This is a genomic window from Actinoplanes sp. NBRC 101535 (assembly GCF_030269225.1).
In the GTDB taxonomy this organism is placed as follows: domain Bacteria; phylum Actinomycetota; class Actinomycetes; order Mycobacteriales; family Micromonosporaceae; genus Actinoplanes; species Actinoplanes rectilineatus.
The window spans coordinates 474480-492978 of sequence record NZ_BSSY01000002.1; the positions used below are offsets into that span (position 1 = coordinate 474480).

Consider the following 18499-nt stretch of genomic DNA (forward strand, 5'->3'; position numbering starts at 1 on the left):
CAGCGCGCCGAGTTCGGGCGTCCACGGCGCCGTGAGTCATCACGCTTCCTGGTGTGTGTCGAGTTCGGGCGTCCACGGCGCCATAAGTCGACACACATGTCTTCGGTAGTGCGCTGTTGACGGTACTTCGCATTGCACACTACTGTCCTTCGCGTGGATCCCACTCAGCTCCTCAAGGGCGTGCTGGACCTGGCCGTCCTGGCCGTCCTGCGTGACGAGGACGGTTACGGCTACGACATCCTGCGCCGCCTGCGCGCCGCCGGCCTCGAGGACGTCGGCGACGCCTCGGTCTACGGCACGCTGCGGCGGCTCTTCAACGGCGGCCTGCTGAACAGCTACGTGGTGCCCAGCGACGAGGGCCCGCACCGCAAGTACTACGCGCTCAACGCCGCCGGCCGCGCCGAACTGGAGCGCTACGGCAAGGTGTGGCGCGGTTTCGCAACGATCATGGACGATCTGCTGGACGGGGAGAAGGCGTGAACCTCACGGCGCAGGACGAGATCGCGGAGTACGTCGAGGGAGTCCGGGCGGCTCTGGGCGGTGTGCCGGCCGCCACCCGCGACGAGCTGCTCGAGGATCTGCCCGAACACCTGGCCGAGGTGCTGGCCGAGGGCGGCGGCTCGCTGCGGGCGCGCCTGGGCACGCCGGACGTCTACGCCGCCGAGCTGCTCGCCAGCGCGGGGGTGTCCGGCGCGGTGCCGCGGCAACCGGCCGGGTGGAGGGAGTTCGCCGAGCTGCGGGGGCGCTCGGCCGCGGCCGCGCGCAGGGCCGACGTGCGGGTCGGGCCCCTTCTGGGGTACGCGAAAGCCACCGACTTCCTGACTCTGCTGCGCCCGGCGTGGTGGGTGCTGCGCGGTTATCTGGCGGCGATGCTGTTCGCCTACGTCTTCGACAGCGGCGGCGGCCCGCTGGGCCTGCTGCCCCGCCTCGGTGGCAACGGCATCGTCGCCCTGCTGCTGCTCGGTGTCATGGTCGTCGGGTCGGTCTGGCTGGGCCGCCGTGGCCGGCCGGAGGGTCTCTGGTCGCGACGGCTGATGACCGGCGGCACGGCGTTCCTGGTGCTCTTCGGGCTGGTCGGTTTCACCGAGGTGGACGGCGACCGGCAGGACGGCCCGGCCTACTACGAGACCGGCTACAGCGGCGGCGGTCAGTACGCCGATGTGCAGGACGTCTTCGTCTACGACAGGTTTGACCGTCTGGTCGAGGGCGCTCAGCTGTTCGACCAGAACGGCCAGCCGATTCGGATGGGCGAGCCGTTCTGCTGGAACGAGACGACCGGCACCTCGCCGAGCCGCAACATGGGCTATCCGCACTGCCCAGAGCGGGCGCCGTTCCGGGCCGGTGACCCTTCCGCGTCCGAGTCCGCCGTGCCGGACCCCAGTGGCGATCCGTCACCGAGTGGGGCGGCGCCGTCACCGTCGGAGAGCGTTGCGGCGTCTGTCGCTCCGCCGGTCCCCTCGGTGGCGCCGAGCGGACGATAAAGCCTGGTTACGGGGTCGCGCAGGAGTGAAGACGGTCGTTACGCTCCCGGCTGCGATCGATCCACGGTCGCCTCTCGAAGGAACGAAGGAAGACCATGACAGACCCGGTTGTGCCCACCCCGCCCGGCGGAACCGTCCCGCCGAACGCCGGTGGCGCCGCCACCACGGGCTCGCCCTCCACGACGAGCGTGCCCGAGGCCGCCGGATCGCCGTCCACCACGGGCGCGCCCGAGGTTGCCGGCTCGCCGTCCACGACGAGCGCGCCTGAGGCCGCCGGATCGCCGTCCACCACCGGCGCCCCCGGGTTCCCGCCGCCGAACGCGGGCGCCCCGGGCTTCCCGCCGCCGAACGCCGGTGCCCCGGGCTTCCCGGCCGCCGGTGAGGCCGTGCCGCCGCCCGTCCCGCCGAAGAAGTCGTTCGGCAAGAAGGTGCTCGGCGTCCTCGGCACTCTCGTGATCATCGTGGTGGTCATCGGCCTGAAGACCGGCCTCGCGAGCATGTTCCGGTCCGACCCGACCGAGGACGCCAAGGCCGGCGACTGCATCTCGGTCGGCGACAGCCTCGGCGCGGCCGCCTCCGAGGTGGAGGCCAAGATCGTCGAGTGCTCCTCCGCCGACGCGGCGTACACCATGCTCGACCGGGTCGAGGGCGTGTCCGACGTGAACAGCACCGCCTGTGACGCCGCCTTCGAGGCGAAGCTGAAGGAAGGCGAGGCGGGTGCCGTCATCGCCAGCGAGGAGGGCAAGGGATACCTGCTCTGCCTCAAGGCCAACTGACGCTGATCAGTTCCGGTCGCGGGCGCTCTCAGGGGTGACCCGCGACCGACCCCGGTGCGCGCCGGTGTGACCGGGATGCTGTGCTGTGGTGGTGCTTGTGTCCGAGGGCTCACCGCGTACCCCCGACGAGGTTGCCGACAGCGCGGCCGGAGCCGCCTCGCTGAGCGTGCTCGACGCCCGCATCGCGGACTGTTTCGCCTGCCCGCGCCTGGTCACCTGGCGCACCGACATCGCCGTGACGCGCCGGGCGGCCTTCCGCGACCAGGAGTACTGGGGGCGACCGGTCCCCGGGTTCGGCGCCCCGGACGCCGCGATCGCGATCCTCGGGCTGGCCCCCGCCGCGCACGGCGGCAACCGCACCGGGCGGATCTTCACCGGCGACCGATCGGGTGACGTGCTGTTCGCCGCGCTGCACCGGGCCGGTCTCGCGAACCAGCCGACGAGTGTCGCCGCCGACGACGGCCTCGAGTTGCGCGGTACCCGTATCTTCGCGGCCGTGCGCTGCGCCCCGCCGGACAACAAACCGCTCCCCGTCGAGCGCGACACGTGCGCGCCCTGGTTCCGCCGCGAGCTGGAGCTGATCCGGCCCACCCTGCGGGTGGTGGTCGCGCTCGGTGCTTTCGCCTGGCAGGCATGGTGGCCGGCGATGGCCACGGTCTATGGGGTACGCCCACCGGTCCCGCGTCCCCGCTTCGGCCACGGTGCCCACCTGAGCCTGCCGGGAGCGCCCGACCTGCTGGGCTGTTTCCACGTCAGCCAGCAGAACACGTTCACCGGAAGGCTGACACCCGCGATGCTCGACGGCGTGTTCACGCGTGCGAAGATTCTCGCGGGCCTGGCATGATGCGAGCTCTGCCGAATTCCCTCGAGTCACGGATCTGAGCCTTCCCGCATGGACCTCGTCGCACTGCGCCGCTGGTGGCCGCTGGCCGCCGTCCTCGGACTGCTCTTCGTGACCTCGCTGGCCGCCACCCGGTCGGAACCCCAACTGGAGAAGGTCACCCCCCGGGCGACCGCGACCACCACCGCAGCCCCGCTGCTGCCACCGCCCACCGAGCCGACGCCGGAGGCGAGCTCCTACCAGCAGGTGCCGGAACCCGCCGAGGGCCTGCCCGACTGGGTGGGCACCGCGGCCCTGGCCGTGCTCGGCGCCGGCGCGATCGTCATGGTGGTCTTCCTGTCCGCGGCCCTGGTCCGCGATCACCTGCGCCGCCGCGGCCGCCGGGCCGGACGGCACGGTCCCCGCCGCGTGCAGCGCACCGCCGAGGACCTGGTCGCCGCCCTCGACGCCGGCCTGGAGGAACTCTCCGACACCGACCGCGACCCGCGCCGCGCGGTGATCGCCTGCTGGGTGCGACTGGAGGACGCGGCCGCCGCGGCCGGCACCCCCCGGCACCCCGGCGACAGCCCCACCGACCTGGTCGGCCGTCTGCTCGCCGAGCAGCAGGTCGACGCCGCCGTGCTCGCCGCGCTGCTCGAGGTCTACCGCGAGGCGCGGTACGCCACGCACACGGTGGACGATCAGATGCGCCAGCAGGCCCGCTCGGCACTGCAGCGGCTGCGCGCCGACCTCGGCGCCGAGCAGGTGGTCCCGTCATGAGCGACGGTGGACTGGACCGGCTCTTCGGCGAGGCCGACGAACAGGCCGTGGTCCACGCCGCCCCGGCCGGCGAGAAACGCCGCTCCCCGGTGCTGCGCTGGACCGGCGAGGTCGCGCTGATCGGCCTGGCCACTGTGGTCGTCGTCGCCACCCTGCGGGCCGGCGGCATCAGCCTGCCCCTGCTGCTGCTCGTCCCGCTGCTGATCGGCCTGCGGATCGTGGTGTGGGCGGCGCACGCGGCGGCCCCGCCGGCGATCCCCAGACTGCGGTCCCGCGGGGGCGACGGCGCCGGGCACGGGTCCGGCGACGCGCTGCGTGCCGCGGTCCGGCGCTGGGAGCTCAACCTCGGCCGGGCCCACTCGGACCCGGATCTGTATACGCGTAACGTTCTGCCGGTACTGGCGGAGCTCACCGACGAACGGCTGCGGCTGCGGCACGGGATCACCCGGGCGAGCGACCCCCGCCGGGCCCGTGAACTGCTCGGCGAGCAGCTCTGGACGGTGCTCTCCCAGCCGGGACGACGAGGGCTGAAAGCCCGGGACGTCGAGACTTACGTGGACGCGTTGGAACGACTGTGAGAAAGGTGCGTCGGTGACGCAGACTCTTCCCCCGCACGAGGTCGGACGACTGGCCGGCGCGATCCTCGACGCGGTCGGCACCGTCGTGGTCGGCAAGCGGGAGTCCCTGGAGCTTGTCCTGGCCGGCATCCTGGCCGGCGGGCACGTGCTGCTCGAGGACCTGCCCGGGCTCGGCAAGACGCTGACCGCGCGGTCGTTCGCGCAGGCGCTCGGGCTCGACTTCCGGCGCCTGCAGTTCACCCCGGACCTGCTGCCCGCCGACGTCACCGGCTCCTTCCTCTACGACCAGCGCAAGGGTGACTTCGCGTTCCGGGCCGGCCCGGTGTTCACCAACATGCTGCTGGCCGACGAGATCAACCGGACGCCGCCGAAGACCCAGTCCGCCCTGCTCGAGGCGATGCAGGAGAAGCAGGTCTCGGTCGAGGGCGTGACGTACCGGCTGGACCCGCCGTTCCACGTGCTGGCGACCGCCAACCCGATCGAATACGAGGGTACGTACCCGCTGCCCGAGGCCCAACTGGACCGGTTCCTGCTGCGGGTGTCGTTCGGCTATCCGACCGCCGAGGAGGAGTGGACCGTCCTGCAGCGCCGCATGACGCGCCGCCAGGAGGAGGCCACCCTCACCCCGGTCGTCGACTCCCGCACCCTGCAGGTCATGCAGGCCGCCCTCGAGGCGGTCGCGGTCGAGGACTCGATCGGCCGCTACATCGTCTCGCTCGCCTCGGCGACCCGCGAGCACGGCTCGGTGCTGGTCGGCTCCTCGCCACGCGGCTCGCTGGCGCTGCTGCTGCTCGCCCGGGCACGGGCCGCGATGGCCGGCCGCGACTACGTGGTGCCCGAGGACGTGAAGGACGTGGCCGTCCCGGCCCTGGCGCACCGGATCACCCTGCGCCCGGAGATGTGGCTGCGCCAGGTCAACCCGGCGTTCGTGGTGCAGGAGGTGCTCAGCGCGGTCCCCGCCCCGGCCAGTGGGGCCCTGCCCACGTACGCCCGGCATGACTGACCAGACCACGCCCGGCTGGGCGCCCACCCGGGCGCTCGGCCGTTCGGTGCTGCTCACCGGCCTGTTCCTGCTGCTCGGCGTGCTGTTCGGCCGGGTCGACCTGGTGCTGCTGGCGTCGCCGTTCGCGATCGGCGCCGCGCTGCACCTGCGCCGGCGCCCGCAGGCCGCCCCCGAGATCACCATCACCACCGGTGAGGCGAACGTCGTCGAGGGCGGCGAGATCGAGGCCGGCCTGATCGTGGCCAACCAGGACACCGTGGGGTACGACCTGGTCGTCGTCCGGACCCGCACCTCACCCTGGCTGAAACTGCAGCACGCCGACCGCCCGTTCGCGGTGACCGTCCCCAACGACGGCTGGGCCGCGATCGAACTGCCCGGAGAGGCGCTGCGCTGGGGCCGGCAGGACGTCGGGCCGGCCGCCGCCCGAGCCGCGGCCTGCGGGGGACTGCTCTCGTGCCGGCCGGTGGTCACCGCCGCGCGGGGCGTCCGCGTCTATCCGGTCACCGAGCCGTTCAAGGCCGCCGAGGTGATGCCCGCCGCGGCCGGGCTGGTCGGCGCGCACCGCTCCCGGCGGCACGGCGAGGGTGGTGAGCTGGCCGGCGTACGCCCGTTCGCCCCCGGCGACCGGCTGCGCCGCATCGACTGGCGGGTGTCGTTGCGGACCCGCGACCTGCACGTCGCCTCCACCCTGTCGGACCGCGACGCCGAAGTGCTGATCCTGCTCGACGTGCTCGGCGAGGTCGGCCTCACCGGTGGCGTCCGCGGCGGCTCCTCGGTGCTGGACACCACGGTCCGGGCCGCCGCCGCCATCGCCGAGCACTACCTGCACCGTGGCGACCGGGTCTCGATGCTCGAGTACGGCGCGACCGCCCGCCGGTTGCGCGCCGCCTCCGGCCGCCGGCAGTACCTGACCGTCCTGGAATGGCTGCTGGACGTCCGCGCCGACCCGGTCGACGACCAGTACGAGCCGGCCCCGGTCGCCCACCAGATCTCCTCGAACGCGCTGGTCGTGGTGCTCACCCCGCTCGTCGATCCGCGGGCCGCCGACATGCTGGCCCAGCTCACCCAGTCCGGCCGGTACACCGTCGCCGTCGACACCCTGCCGGAGGCGGCCGCCCCGCCGGTCCGCGACCCGTGGACGCCGCTGGCCACCCGGCTCTGGCGGCTCGAACGGGAGAACGTGCTGGGCCGCATCCGCGAACACGGCGTGCCGGTGGTCGCCTGGGCCGGCGCGGGCAGTCTCGACCTGGTGCTGCGGGACGTGTCCCGGCTCGCCTCCGTACCGAGGGGACGCTGACATGGCCGGGCTGAGCACGATCACCTCTCTCCCCGGGCGGGTCCGGACGGCCGTCAGCCGGGCGACCGCCGTCCCGCTGATGATCCGCTTCGGTGTGCTGGTCTCCGGGCTGCTCGCGATGGGCGTCTCCTGGCCGGCCGAACTGCTCGCCGGACGGCTCCTGATCCCGCTGGCCCTGGTCGCGATCTGGCCGGCCGTGGCACCCCGGGGCCGTGGTGGCAGCTTCGCCGCGATCGTCGCCGTGGTGGGGTGGCTGCTCGACACCACCGCCTTCGACGCCCACATCGCTCTCTGGCGGGTTCTGGCCCTGGCGGCACTGCTCTACCTGGCACACACCCTGACGGCGCTCGCCGCGGTCCTTCCGTACGACGCGATGGTCAATCTCGATGTGCCCGCGCTCTGGCTGGGGCGCGCCGCCGTGGTGGTGCTGATCGCGGCGGTTCTCATCGTGCTGGCCCTCGGTCTCACCGCCGACCTGGGCGGGAGCGCCTTCCAGCTGGCGACGCTCCTGGGCCTCGTCACGGCGACGGCTGTGACGATGGTCCTAGCATGTATGGCCCGACGTGGGTGAATTCTGTGTGTTATGACACTTGACTTTCGCCGTTGCGATCGTCACAGAACAGCGCATCAGGGGGTGCTCGCGCGCGAGAATAGGGCCGTGAATCCGCCGCGCATAGTCGTCGTTGGAGCAGGCCACGTCGGGCTCTATGCCGCCCTCCGCCTGTCCAAGAAGCTGAACCGGAACCAGGCCGAGGTTGTCGTCATCGACCCTGTTCCACACATGACTTACCAGCCGTTCCTGCCTGAGGCAGCGGCCGGTAACATCTCGCCGCGACACGCCGTGGTGCCGCTGCGCCGGGAGCTGAAGAAGTGCCGCATCGTCTCCGGTGAGGTCACGAAGCTCGAGCACGCTCGTAAGACCGTCACGATCCAGCCGATCGACGGCCCCGCCTACGAGATGGAGTACGACCACATCATCGTGGCGCCGGGCTCGGTCTCCCGCACGCTCCCGATCCCGGGACTGAGCGACATGGGCATCGGCCTCAAGACCATCGGTGAGGCGATCTACCTCCGCAACCACATCCTCGACCGTCTGGACGTCGCCGCGGTGACCCCCGACGAGGAGGTGCGCAAGGCCTCACTGAACTTCGTGTTCGTCGGTGGTGGCTTCGCCGGCATCGAGGCGCTCGCCGAGATGCAGGACGTGGTCGCCGACGCGCTGAAGTACTACCCGGAGCTGGACCCCAAGGAGGTCCACTTCATCCTGGTGGAGGCCTCCAACCGGATCCTTCCCGAGGTCGGCCCCGAGATGGGCGCCTACACCGCGCGTCAGCTCGCCAAGCGCGGCATCGACCTGCGGCTGGAGACCTTCCTCAAGTCCTGCGTCGACGGCCAGATCGTGCTGTCCGACGGTGACTCCTTCCGCGCCGAGACCCTGGTCTGGACCGCGGGCGTCAAGCCGTCGCCGATGCTGGAGCAGACCGACCTGCCGCTCGGCCCGCGCGGTCACGTCAACTGCCTGCCGACCCTGCAGGTGGCCGACACCGAGACCGGTGAGGTGCTCGAGGGCGCCTGGGCCGCGGGCGACTGTGCCCAGGTCCCGGACCTGACCAACCCGGGTGGCTGGTGCTCGCCGAGCGCCCAGCACGCGGTCCGGCAGGCCGCCACGCTCGCCGACAACATCCGCCAGGTGGTGCTGGGCGGCGCCCCGAAGGAGTACCGCCACAAGCACGTCGGCGGTGTCGCCGGCCTGGGCATCAACAAGGGTGTCGCGCACGTCTACGGCATCAAGGTCAAGGGCTACCCGGCGTGGCTGATGCACCGCTTCTACCACGTCAGCCGGATCCCGTCGTTCAACCGCAAGGTGCGCGTCCTCGCCGACTGGGTGCTGGCGTTCTTCCTCAAGCGCGAGACGGTGGCCCTCGGCCAGCTGCACGCGCCGCGTGAGGAGTTCACCGAGGTCACCCCGCCGGTGGCGCTGCCCTCGGGCGACAAGACCGAGAAGGTCGGCGCGGGTTCACGCTAGTAAGGCCGTTTCCGTCACCCGGGCGGCACCAGCTACGGTGTTCGCAGGCCCGCCCGGGTGGTGGAATGGCAGACACGGCCGCCTTAAAAGCGGCTGCCTGACAAGGCGTGCGGGTTCGAGACCCGCCCCGGGCACTGGCAAAAGGGATGCTTCTCGCGAAGCATCCCTTTCTTTCGATTCGGCTCTGTCGATTCAGCGTGACATCGATCATGGGTACGCTTGGAATCCGGCCCGTGACCACGGGTTCTCAGCCTGCTCACAGCGTCGGCGGGCAGCGTGGGGGGACTTCACCCCTTACCCTGGAACGACAGGCATGCGCCTGGAAGATCAAGGGAGGCTGGAAACAGTGAAGACATCGAACCCGGTGCTCTCGCGCCTCGGCCAGGCGGCCGAGCGGGAGCGTGCGGCCGGGTACGGGCCATACGGGCCGGCCGGTCAGCCGGGTTACGGTCAGCCGGCCTACGGCGATCCTTACCCGACCGCGACAGGCTACCCCGCTGCGCCGCCGGCCGTCCGTCCGATGACCATCGACGATGTCGTGGTCAAGACGGTCACCCTGCTCGGCATCACCGGCATCTCCGCCGTCGTCGCGTGGAACGTCATCCCGACCGCCCTGACCGGCGCCGCGTGGATGGGCGCGGCCCTGATCGGCCTCGTGCTCGGCATGGTCATCTCCTTCATGCGCATGGCGAACCCGGCACTCGTCGTCACCTACGCGGTGATCGAGGGCGTCTTCGTCGGCATGGTCAGCAAGTTCTTCTCGGACATCCTGGGATATCAGGGCATCGTGCTTCAGGCGGTGGTCGCCACCTTCGGCGTCTTCTTCCTGATGGCCGCGCTCTACAAAGCCCGGGTCATCCGTGCCACCCCGAAGTTCACCCGCGCCATGATCGCGATCATGGGCGGCCTCTTCGCGGTCATGCTGATCAACCTGGTGCTGTCGCTCTTCGGCGTCAACACCGGCCTGCGTGACAACGGGCCCCTCGGCTACATCTTCAGCATCGTCTGCATCGTCGTCGCCTCGCTGAGCTTCATTCTGAACTTCAACGAGATCGAAGAGGGCGTGCGGATGGGTCTGCCGCAGCGCTACTCGTGGACCGCGGCCTTCGGCATCCTCGTCGGCCTGGTCTGGCTCTACCTGGAGATCCTGCGCCTCCTGGCGTTCCTCCAAAGCGACGACTAGCAGCCGCTGCACCACCACGCATCACCTTCGGCAACGCCCGGCCCGCCTCCCCGCGGTCCGGGCGTTGCCCCTTTCCCGGCCGGATCTCCGTGGTCCCAGGCACCAGCCTTTTCCGCGGGCACCTGCGGTTCCGGCCCGGCTTCGTTCCGCCGCCCGGTGTTCCCCGCGACCTGACCGGCCGGAGCCGGGTTGTCCCTGGTTGCGGGCACTCGGCCCAGCTTCGTCTGGGCGCTGGGTCCGGACCCGATGGTGGGCGCAGGGGTCAGGCACGGTGATCGGTGCGGATCCGGGGGCGCTGGAGGTCGGGACTTCGCCATGACGCTGGACACCTTTCGCAGTCAGGGTCCGCCGGTGTGGTGACTTTGGGCGTCCAGCGCGCCTGTAATCAACACGCCCCCGCCGGTGTGGTGACTTTGGGCGTCCAGCGCGCCTGTAATCAACACGCCTCCACCGGTGTGGTGTCTTTGGGCGTCCAGCGCGCCCGAAAACAACACGCCTCCACCGGTGTGGTGTCTTTGGGCGACTAGCGCGCCCGAAAACAACACGCCTCCACCGGTGTGGTGTCTTTGGGCGACTAGCGCGCCCGAAAACAACACGCCTCCACCGGTGTGGTGACTTCGGGCGTCCAGCGCGCCATCCAGGAACTCCTCGCCCGCCGTACCCCGAGCCTTCGCTCATGGTCCTTGCGTCATTCCGGGCAGCCGTAGACGACGGCTCGACGCCCCCGGCCGTCGCTGACGGCTGATCCCCGTTCCCGAACGAGCCGTGAACGACGGCCCACCCCACTCAGCCGTCGACCACGGTGCCCCAGCAGCCACCAGACAGCCACCGACGACGGCTCGGCATGATCAGCCGTCGGTCACGGCACCGCGCAGGCCCCGCAACGCTACCGACGGCGGCCGGGCACGAACGGCGACAGCCGCACCGAGACATCGCTCCCTTCCAGCACTCTGATCAACTTTGGCTGAGTGGCACTGACACTGGGCCTGGCCTTGCCGGCGGTGTCCGGCTCCCGGCTCTGGTCCGGCCGTCGTCCCTGGCCCGGGCGACGATGGCGGTGCGGGTAACCTCGGCGGGTGCCCGACTTCGCCACCTCGATCGACCGGCTCATCAATCAGGTCCACCACTGGGACACGCCTCGCTGGGCTGTCCGGCCCGCCGCTGTGACCCCGGCTGGTCCTGGCGGCGACGGCTCGACTGCGTCCGACAGTTCGGTCGTTTCGGGCTCGGTTGTTTCGGGGCCGGTCGTTGCGGCCGCCAGCAAGGGTGCGCTGGTTCGAGGGCTGGCGCGGCAGCTGGCCGAACTCGGGGCCGAGGCTGAAGGCCGGGCGGGGCGTCCGCTGCCGGACGTTCACGACATGGTGCTGTCCGACCAGCTGCGGGTGCTGGCCGACGACATCCTCGCCGCTGAGCCTTCCGACGATCTGCTGTCCCGCGCTGCCGGAGCTGTCGAGGCGGTGCGGCCCCGGCTCTGAACGGGCGGTTCCAGCAAGCGCCTGCCCACCGGATAGCGTCTGCCCACCGGAAACTGCCTGCCCATCGGCGGGCGGTAACTGGACGCCTGTCTACTGAATCGCCGGCAACCGGACGCTTGCCACACCGGCGCGCCTGCAAGGGCACCGGCGCCTGCACCTGTTTGTGGGCGCGTGAAGTTCGCTGGTGCACCCACCAACGGGCGGTGCAGGCGCGTCCGCCCACGTGCCTGCAAACAGGTCCGTGCCTACGTGCAGACACCGTGCGGCAAAGCAGATGAGAGTCGCTGTGAGGGCTGAGTGCTCAGTAGGTGACGCGCTCGGTATCGACGCCGGGGAACGGGGCGGTCAGGGTGGCGACGGCTGTGCTGTCACCCTTGAGGGTGTAGCGGTAGAACGCCCGGAGGTAGTTCACCGCCAAGGCCTGGTGCTGCGCCGCGGTCGGGCGACCCGGCGTGTCCCGGCACTCGGAGTCGTCGCCGTCGGTGGGACCGGGGCCCTTCGTCCACTCGGTGTTGTAGAAGTTGTGGTTGCCTTTCGTCACCCGGATGCGGAAGCCGTGGACGCCCGGCCCGAAGTGCCTCTCGTTGCCCAGCGACCAGCATCCGGCGGAGATGACAGCGATCGGCGCTGTGGTGACGCGCGTGTCCATGATCGGGATCGGGCCGGGTGAGGCGACGGCGGCGACGCCCCGGATGCGTACCCCGGCGGGAAGTTCGCTCTGGTGGGCGTCGGCCGCCTGGTACATGACGCCCTCGCCGGCGACCGAGTGGCCCATCGTGCCGACCCGGGTGAAGTCGAGCCGGTTCCGCAGGCTCTTGTGGTGTTGGAGCAGCTTCAGGTGCCGGTTGACGAGATGGGCCCGCTCCGGGGCGGTCCCGGTGTGGAAGTTCAGCCCGTTCGCGCTGATCGACACCACGGCGAACCCGTCCCGGGCCAGTTCGTGCGCCAGGTAGTCGTAACCCCGGTAGCTCGGGTACGGGTCGACGCCCCGCGGGCACGGCCAGTTCCAGTCCTTCTCGTGCGCCGAACGGCAGGCGACCTGCTGGCCGTGGAGCAGGACGACGACCGGCAGCTTCCCGGACGCCTGTCGCGGATAGTGCACGATCGCCCGCATCTCCGAGACGCCACCCCAATCGGGGCGGTCGGTGAAGGCCTCGTCACCCAGGTTGTATTCCAGTACGGCGATCGGACCGGGGCTCGCCCCGGCCGTGCTGCCCCCGAAGCCGCTGCCGCCGGAGCCGCTGCCGCCGGAGCCGCCGGAGCCGCTGCCCCCGAGGCCGAAGCCGAAGCCGGTGCTGCTGCCGCCGCCGGTGCCGGCTCCGGCTGTGGTGGTGACGAGAGTGGCGAGCGCCAGCGCCACGGTGGCCAGGCGTCTCCGCATGTGAATCCGCATGGTGCGGACGCTAGGAGGCGATCATGTGGAAGTCGTCAGGCCGGTGAGCTGAGTTGTGGTCAGAGCGGGCCCTGCAGGGGGAGCGCCAGGGTGGTCAGGCCCTCCACCGGGCGGAACCCGGCTGCGGCGTAGAGGGTCCTGGCCGGAGTGTTGTCCGGCTCGGTCTGCAGGGAGATGCGCAGTGCTCCGGAGGCTCTGGCCTCGTCGGTGGCGTGGGCCAGCAGCGCCTGGGCCACGCCGGTGCGGCGGCGGGCGGGAGCCACGTAGAGGTCCCGGATCATGACCGTGTGGGACAGGCGTAACGACGCCGGGAGGCCGGCGCTGGTGAGCAGGCCGTGGACCCGGTCGTCCTCGACGGCCGCGATCAGGGTCAGGCGGCCGGCGGTCAGATGCTCCGTGAGCCAGGAGCGGGTGGCGGCCGGGGCGGCGGGCTCGCCGTAGTGGGTGCGGTATTCGTCGAACAGGTCGGCCGCCCGGGGGAATGCCGGATGGTGCGGGTTCAGCTTCGTCACGTGCATGTGGGCGGCCTCGTCTCGGCGGGGGACTCGGGGTGGGGCGCAACCGCTCACGCAGGTCGCCCGGTGGCTCTCGCGGGTTGGACGCGTAGCGGCCAGCGGGAGTCGCCGGGCCCTCGGCGGGAGCGACGGTCCGCACCACCCACCCCGCTACGACATCGATCCTCCGATTTTGATTTCGACCTAGGAGAGGCGCTCCACCACCAGCGCCATGCCCTGGCCGCCGCCGACGCACATGGTCTCCAGGCCGATGGTCTTGTCGTGCCAGGAGAGGGAGTTCAGCAGGGTGCCGGTGATGCGGGCGCCGGTCATGCCGAAGGGGTGGCCGATGGCGATGGCGCCGCCGTTGACGTTGAGCTTGTCGAGGGGGATGCCGAGGTCCTGGTAGGAGGGGATGACCTGGGCCGCGAACGCCTCGTTGATCTCGACCAGGTCGACGTCGCCGATGGACAGGCCGGCGCGGCGCAGGGCCTGCCGGGAGGCCTCGACCGGGCCCAGGCCCATGATCTCGGGGGAGAGGGCGGTGACGCCGGTGGCGAGGATCCGGGCCAGCGGGGTGATGCCGAGCTCGCGGGCCTTGGTGTCGCTCATGACGACGACCGCGGCGGCGCCGTCGTTGAGCGGGCAGCAGTTGCCGGCGGTGACCCGGCCGTCGGGGCGGAAGACCGGTTTGAGCTGGGAGACGGCGTCGAGGCTGACGCCGGGGCGGGGGCCGTCGTCGGTGGACACGACGGTGCCGTCGGGGAGGGTGACCGGGGTGATCTCCCGCTCCCAGAAGCCGTCGGCGATGGCCTTCTCGGCGAGGTTCTGGCTGCGGACGCCGAACTCGTCCATCTCCGCCCGGGAGATGTTCTTGATCTGGGCGAGGTTCTCGGCGGTCTGACCCATCGAGATGTAGATGTCCGGAATCTCGCCATAAGAGCGTGGATCGGTCCAGGTCTCACCGCCTCAGCGAATCGGGCGGTACGGGCCTCGGCGCCGGAGAAATACGGATTCTGCCAGCTGCCGCCCACCAGCGCGGCTGCCTCGGAGGGCAGACCGTCGGAGCTGCCGCGGGCGAAGCGCGACACCGTCTCGACGCCCGCGGAGACGAAGATGTCGCCCTCGCCGGCCTTGATCGCGTGGAACGCCATCCGCGTCGTCTGCAGCGACGACGAGCAGTAGCGGGTGACCGTCGCGCCGGGCAGGCCGTCCAGCCCCAGCTTGGTGGCGACCACACGGGCCATGTTGAAGCCCTGCTCGCCGCCGGGCAGCCCGCACCCGAGGTAGAGGTCCTCGATGAGCGTGCGGTCGAGCTGCGGCACCTTGGACAGGGCGGCGTCGACGATCGTGGTGGCGAGGTCGTCGGGACGCAGCTCCCTCAGGGAACCCTTGTGGGCGCGGCCGATCGGGGAGCGGGCGGTGGCGACGATGACAGCTTCCGGCATCCCGCCAGTTTACTCATCGGTAACATGGTCGCCAGCCCCTCTTTCACACCCCGGCGCGCGCCGCCCGGTGCACGGCCGGATAGAGCGCGTGCGCCCACACCCGATAGCCGTCGGCCGATGGGTGGAAACCGTCGTAGCAGAGGGTGCCGGCGTCGGCGCGGAACACCGCGCCCGTCTCGGAGGCCAGATCGACCACCACGCCGCCGGCGTCGGTGACCGCCTTGGCCTGCGCGCGGGCCATCCGGCGGCCGAACAGCCCGGCGATCTGCCGCAGCGGCGGCGCCATCGAACGGGCCGCACCCAGATCGGGGCAGGTGCCGACGACGACCTGCACACCCGCCGAACGCAACCGGCGGACCGCCTGGCCGAGATGACCGGAGGCGTCCTCGGGACTGCGGCCGGACGCCGCGTCGTAGGCGCCGATCAGCACCACCGCCACGTCCGGGCGCTCGCCGAGCAGCGCCCGGGCCACCTGGGTGGCCAGATCACTCGAACGGGACCCGGCGACACCCACGCTGGAGAGCAGCACGTGCCGCTTGCCGGACTGGGTGGTGCCGTCGGCGAGCAGACGGGCCAGCTGGCCGCCCACGGTGTCGGCCAGCCACTCCACACCCACGCCCACCGCCGCCGAGTCACCGAGCAGCACCAGGCGCAGCGGCGGCGCGTTCAGCGGGCCCATCGACGTGCGCAGCGCCAGACCCATGGTGGGTTTCGCGTAGCGCCGTGCCTTGGCGGCCAGCATCTCGCCGGCCAGCAGGGCGGCCCCGCCCACCGCACCGGCCAGCAGGCTGGTGGCTGCGGCCCTGCTCAGTCGTTCCGGCAGTCCGGCCATCGTCTCGCCTCCCTGCTGCGCGTTCAGCCGACCTGATGATCCTCTGGGGTATACCTTACGGCCCCGTCGCCGGTCGACCTCGAGCCGAACCAGTGCCGGGGTTCACCGAACCAGGGATGCCGCCGCAACTGGGCCCATCGGCCGGCCGGACCACGGTCGCGCCCGTTCACCCGGGTCGGGCTGACCTCGGTACCCGGCGCGCGGACCGCCTCGTCGGCCGCCTCCGGCAGGGTGCGCACACCCTCCGCGAGCAGGCCCGGAACCCCGGCCACCCGGTCGTCCTCGCCGAGCGCCGCGAGCACCGTCGGCATCATCACGGCCGCTGCCCGGGCGTACCCCTCGGCGGACGGGTGGAAACGATCGGAGCTGTACATCCGGCCCGGATCGGCCTCGAACATCGGGCCCAGCAGGTTGCCCAGCGAGACCGTCCGCCCACCGGCCTCGACCACCGCGACCGTCTGCAGGGCCGCGAGCTGACGGCTCCAACGCCGGGCCAGCCACCGCAGCGGCGGCTTGATCGGCTTGATCGCACCCAGGTCGGGGCAGGTGCCGACGACCACCTTGCAGTCGCTCTCCCGCAGCCGGCGGACCGCGTCGGCCAGGTGGCGCACCGCGGCCGGGCGCCCGGAGGCGTGCGTCACGTCGTTGCCGCCGATGAAGATGACCGCCAGGTCGGGTCGGTGCTCCAGGGCGGCGTCCACCTGCCAGGGCAGCCCGGCGGAGATCGAGCCGACCACGGCCAGCCGGTGCAGCCGGACCGGCCGGTGCAGACGCCGGGAGATACCGGTGGCGAACAGTGCCCCGGGGGTCTCCCGGGGGCGGTGCACGCCGTACCCGGCGGCCGTCGAATCACCCAGGATGCACAGGCTGAGCGGCTTGCCGGGGAACTTCGCGCCATACACCCCGTCGCCACGCGGCGGGGGCGCCTCGGCCATCGGGATCACCCGGCGGGCGTCGGCGGCCTGACGCAGCAGGATCCACGCGGAAACGGCGGTCAGACCCGCCACGGCTCCGCCGACCTGGCCGGTGATCCGGCCGGCCAGCTTGATCCGGCGGAGTTGCTCGGCGGAGAGGCTGGGTATATCGAGGCTGCTCACGGTCTCCCTCGCGGTCACAAGGCGGGTGGAATTCGAGGCTAACTCGCGACGGCGAGAGGCAATCATGGCGTGCCCAGGTCATGCTGGAGTGGCGGAGAGAGGAACAGAGATGGCCAAAACGTTGAAACGTGCTGCGGCGTTCAGTGCACTCGCCAAGGCACTGAGCGCGAGCAACCGGGGTGGACCGTCACTCGGGCGGAGGATCGGCGCGATCCCCCGGATGATGAGTGCCAGTGCCCGGGGGCAGTACGACGGTGGCCTGCGCCTGGCCCTGATGGCCGCCGCCACGGCCTATGTGGTGTCGCCGGTCGACGCGGTCCCGGAGATGTTCTTCTGGGTGTTCGGCCTGGTCGACGACGCTGTCGTGGTCACCTGGCTGGCGGGCACGGTGCTCAGTGAGACCGAGCGCTTCCTGGAGTGGGAACAGGCGGGCAAGCCCCTGGTCGTAAAGTAGGGCGTGCACTTTTACGACAACGTGGTCGAGATGATCGGCAACACCCCGCTGGTCAAGCTCAACAGTGTGACCGAGGGCATCAGTGCCACCGTGCTCGCCAAGGTCGAATATCTGAACCCCGGTGGTTCGGTCAAGGACCGGATCGCGCTACGGATGGTTCAGGACGCCGAGGCGGCCGGCCTGCTCAAGCCAGGCGGCACGATCGTGGAGCCGACCAGCGGCAACACCGGTGTCGGCTTGGCCCTGGTGGCCCAGCGGCGCGGCTACAAGTGCGTCTTCGTCTGCCCCGACAAGGTCAGCGAGGACAAGCAGAACGTGCTCCGGGCGTACGGCGCCGAGGTGGTGGTCTGCCCGACCGCCGTCGCCCCCGAGGATCCCCGTTCCTACTACAACGTCTCCAACCGCCTCGCCGCGGAGATCCCCGGCGCGTGGAAACCGGACCAGTACAGCAATCCGGCCAACCCGCGGTCGCACTACGAGGACACCGGCCCCGAGCTGTGGAAGCAGACCGACGGCAAGATCACCCATTTCGTCGCGGGTGTCGGCACCGGCGGCACGATCAGCGGTGTCGGGCGCTATCTGAAGGAACAGGGTTCGGTCCGGGTGATCGGCGCCGACCCGGAGGGCAGTGTCTACTCCGGTGGCACCGGCCGGCCGTACCTCGTGGAGGGTGTCGGTGAGGACTTCTGGCCGTCGGCGTACGACCGGGACGTCACCGACGAGGTCATCGAGGTCAGTGACTCCGACTCGTTCGAGATGACCCGCCGGCTGGCCCGCGAGGAGGGCCTGCTCGTCGGCGGCTCGTGCGGGATGGCCGTGGTGGCGGCGCTCGAGGTGGCCCGCCGGGCCGGCCCGGACGACGTGATCGTGGTGCTGCTGCCGGACGGTGGCCGCGGCTACCTGTCGAAGATCTTCAACGACCGCTGGATGGCCCGGTACGGGTTCCTGCGGTCCCAGGAGGGCACCCCGACGGTGGCCGACGCCCTGGCCGGCAAGGGCGACGGGATCCCGCCGCTGGTGCACGTCCACCCGACCGAGACGGTCCGGGACGCCATCGACTACATGCGGGAGTACGGCGTCAGCCAGCTCCCGGTGCTGAAGGCCGAGCCGCCCGTGGTCACCGGCGAGGTGGCCGGCTCGATCTCGGAGAAGGCGCTGCTGGACGCGCTCTTCACCGGCCAGGCGCACCTGCACGACACGATCGAACGGCACATGGGGGAGTCCCTGCCGATGATCGGCGGCGGTGAGGCGGTGGCCGAGGCGGTCGCCCTGCTGGAGAAGGCGGACGCCGCGCTGGTGCTGGTGGACGGCAAGCCCGCCGGGGTGCTCACCCGGCAGGACCTGCTGGCGCACCTGTCCTAG

The 18499-nt window shown here is 71.3% G+C and carries 18 protein-coding genes, 1 tRNA gene and 1 pseudogene; 15 read left to right on the plus strand and 5 right to left on the minus strand.

All coding sequences use genetic code 11. The annotated features are described in order from the left end of the window. The first annotated feature begins 153 nt into the window (after positions 1-153). From QSK32_RS07200 to QSK32_RS07260, 13 genes are all read left to right on the plus strand, one after another. Positions 154-480 carry a PadR family transcriptional regulator gene (locus tag QSK32_RS07200; RefSeq protein WP_045747687.1) on the plus strand — a complete coding sequence of 109 codons (327 nt, stop codon included), beginning with the start codon at positions 154-156 and terminating at the stop codon, positions 478-480. Then, positions 477-1481, plus strand: coding sequence for an HAAS signaling domain-containing protein (locus QSK32_RS07205; RefSeq protein ID WP_285471488.1), 1005 nt, complete (start codon positions 477-479; stop codon positions 1479-1481). Before QSK32_RS07200 ends, QSK32_RS07205 begins: the two co-directional genes overlap by 4 nt. Before the next feature lie 95 nt (positions 1482-1576). Further along, entirely contained in the window at positions 1577-2257 is a 681-nt protein-coding gene (locus tag QSK32_RS07210) for an LppU/SCO3897 family protein (protein ID WP_285471489.1), read from the plus strand. Positions 2258-2348: 91 nt separating this feature from the next. Continuing rightward, positions 2349-3101: a uracil-DNA glycosylase gene (locus QSK32_RS07215; protein ID WP_281179144.1), complete on the plus strand. Its 753-nt coding sequence runs from the start codon at positions 2349-2351 to the stop codon at positions 3099-3101. A 48-nt stretch (positions 3102-3149) separates the two neighbouring features. Further along, positions 3150-3857, plus strand: coding sequence for a DUF4129 domain-containing protein (locus QSK32_RS07220; RefSeq protein ID WP_045747689.1), 708 nt, complete (start codon positions 3150-3152; stop codon positions 3855-3857). Beyond that, the gene (locus tag QSK32_RS07225; RefSeq protein ID WP_052721190.1) at positions 3854-4435 is read left to right on the plus strand and encodes a hypothetical protein; all 582 of its coding nucleotides are present in this window, start codon (positions 3854-3856) and stop codon (positions 4433-4435) included. The genes QSK32_RS07220 and QSK32_RS07225 overlap by 4 nt, the downstream gene beginning before the upstream one ends. A gap of 13 nt (positions 4436-4448) precedes the next feature. Beyond that, complete coding sequence (locus QSK32_RS07230; protein WP_045747690.1) at positions 4449-5438, plus strand: AAA family ATPase; 990 nt, start codon at positions 4449-4451, stop codon at positions 5436-5438. Next, positions 5431-6735 (plus strand): DUF58 domain-containing protein, encoded by a 1305-nt coding sequence (locus tag QSK32_RS07235; RefSeq protein WP_045747691.1) that lies wholly within the window; start codon positions 5431-5433, stop codon positions 6733-6735. Before QSK32_RS07230 ends, QSK32_RS07235 begins: the two co-directional genes overlap by 8 nt. A 1-nt stretch (position 6736) precedes the next feature. Then, positions 6737-7306, plus strand: a complete 570-nt coding sequence (locus QSK32_RS07240) for a hypothetical protein (protein WP_045747692.1) — start codon at positions 6737-6739, stop codon at positions 7304-7306. Between the two features lie 87 nt (positions 7307-7393). Next, positions 7394-8761: an NAD(P)/FAD-dependent oxidoreductase gene (locus QSK32_RS07245; protein ID WP_045747693.1), complete on the plus strand. Its 1368-nt coding sequence runs from the start codon at positions 7394-7396 to the stop codon at positions 8759-8761. 51 nt (positions 8762-8812) lie between these two features. Beyond that, a tRNA-Leu gene (locus QSK32_RS07250) sits at positions 8813-8895 on the plus strand. Between the two features lie 212 nt (positions 8896-9107). Then, entirely contained in the window at positions 9108-9944 is an 837-nt protein-coding gene (locus tag QSK32_RS07255) for a Bax inhibitor-1/YccA family protein (RefSeq protein ID WP_045747694.1), read from the plus strand. Positions 9945-11020: 1076 nt separating this feature from the next. Beyond that, positions 11021-11419 carry a hypothetical protein gene (locus QSK32_RS07260; RefSeq protein WP_045748528.1) on the plus strand — a complete coding sequence of 133 codons (399 nt, stop codon included), beginning with the start codon at positions 11021-11023 and terminating at the stop codon, positions 11417-11419. A 301-nt stretch (positions 11420-11720) separates the two neighbouring features. Here QSK32_RS07260 and QSK32_RS07265 read toward each other — a convergent pair whose 3' ends face one another. From QSK32_RS07265 to QSK32_RS07285, 5 genes and pseudogenes are all read right to left on the minus strand, one after another. Beyond that, positions 11721-12812, minus strand: coding sequence for an alpha/beta hydrolase (locus QSK32_RS07265; RefSeq protein WP_285471490.1), 1092 nt, complete (start codon positions 12810-12812; stop codon positions 11721-11723). Positions 12813-12871: 59 nt separating this feature from the next. Continuing rightward, positions 12872-13330 (minus strand): GNAT family N-acetyltransferase, encoded by a 459-nt coding sequence (locus tag QSK32_RS07270; RefSeq protein WP_285471491.1) that lies wholly within the window; start codon positions 13328-13330, stop codon positions 12872-12874. Positions 13331-13510: 180 nt separating this feature from the next. Next, positions 13511-14754 (minus strand): annotated as a pseudogene (locus QSK32_RS07275) (acetyl-CoA C-acetyltransferase). Between the two features lie 43 nt (positions 14755-14797). After that, a complete protein-coding gene (locus QSK32_RS07280) occupies positions 14798-15586 on the minus strand; it encodes an SGNH/GDSL hydrolase family protein (RefSeq protein WP_045746525.1) in 789 nt (262 codons plus the stop codon). A gap of 23 nt (positions 15587-15609) precedes the next feature. After that, the gene (locus QSK32_RS07285; RefSeq protein ID WP_052721034.1) at positions 15610-16683 is read right to left on the minus strand and encodes an SGNH/GDSL hydrolase family protein; all 1074 of its coding nucleotides are present in this window, start codon (positions 16681-16683) and stop codon (positions 15610-15612) included. Positions 16684-16792: 109 nt separating this feature from the next. On the opposite strand from QSK32_RS07285, the gene QSK32_RS07290 reads away from it, so the two are divergent. Beyond that, on the plus strand, positions 16793-17137 hold the full coding sequence (locus tag QSK32_RS07290; RefSeq protein WP_045746526.1) for a YkvA family protein: 345 nt from the start codon (positions 16793-16795) through the stop codon (positions 17135-17137). Positions 17138-17140: 3 nt separating this feature from the next. Beyond that, the gene (locus tag QSK32_RS07295) at positions 17141-18499 is read left to right on the plus strand and encodes a cystathionine beta-synthase (protein ID WP_285471492.1); all 1359 of its coding nucleotides are present in this window, start codon (positions 17141-17143) and stop codon (positions 18497-18499) included.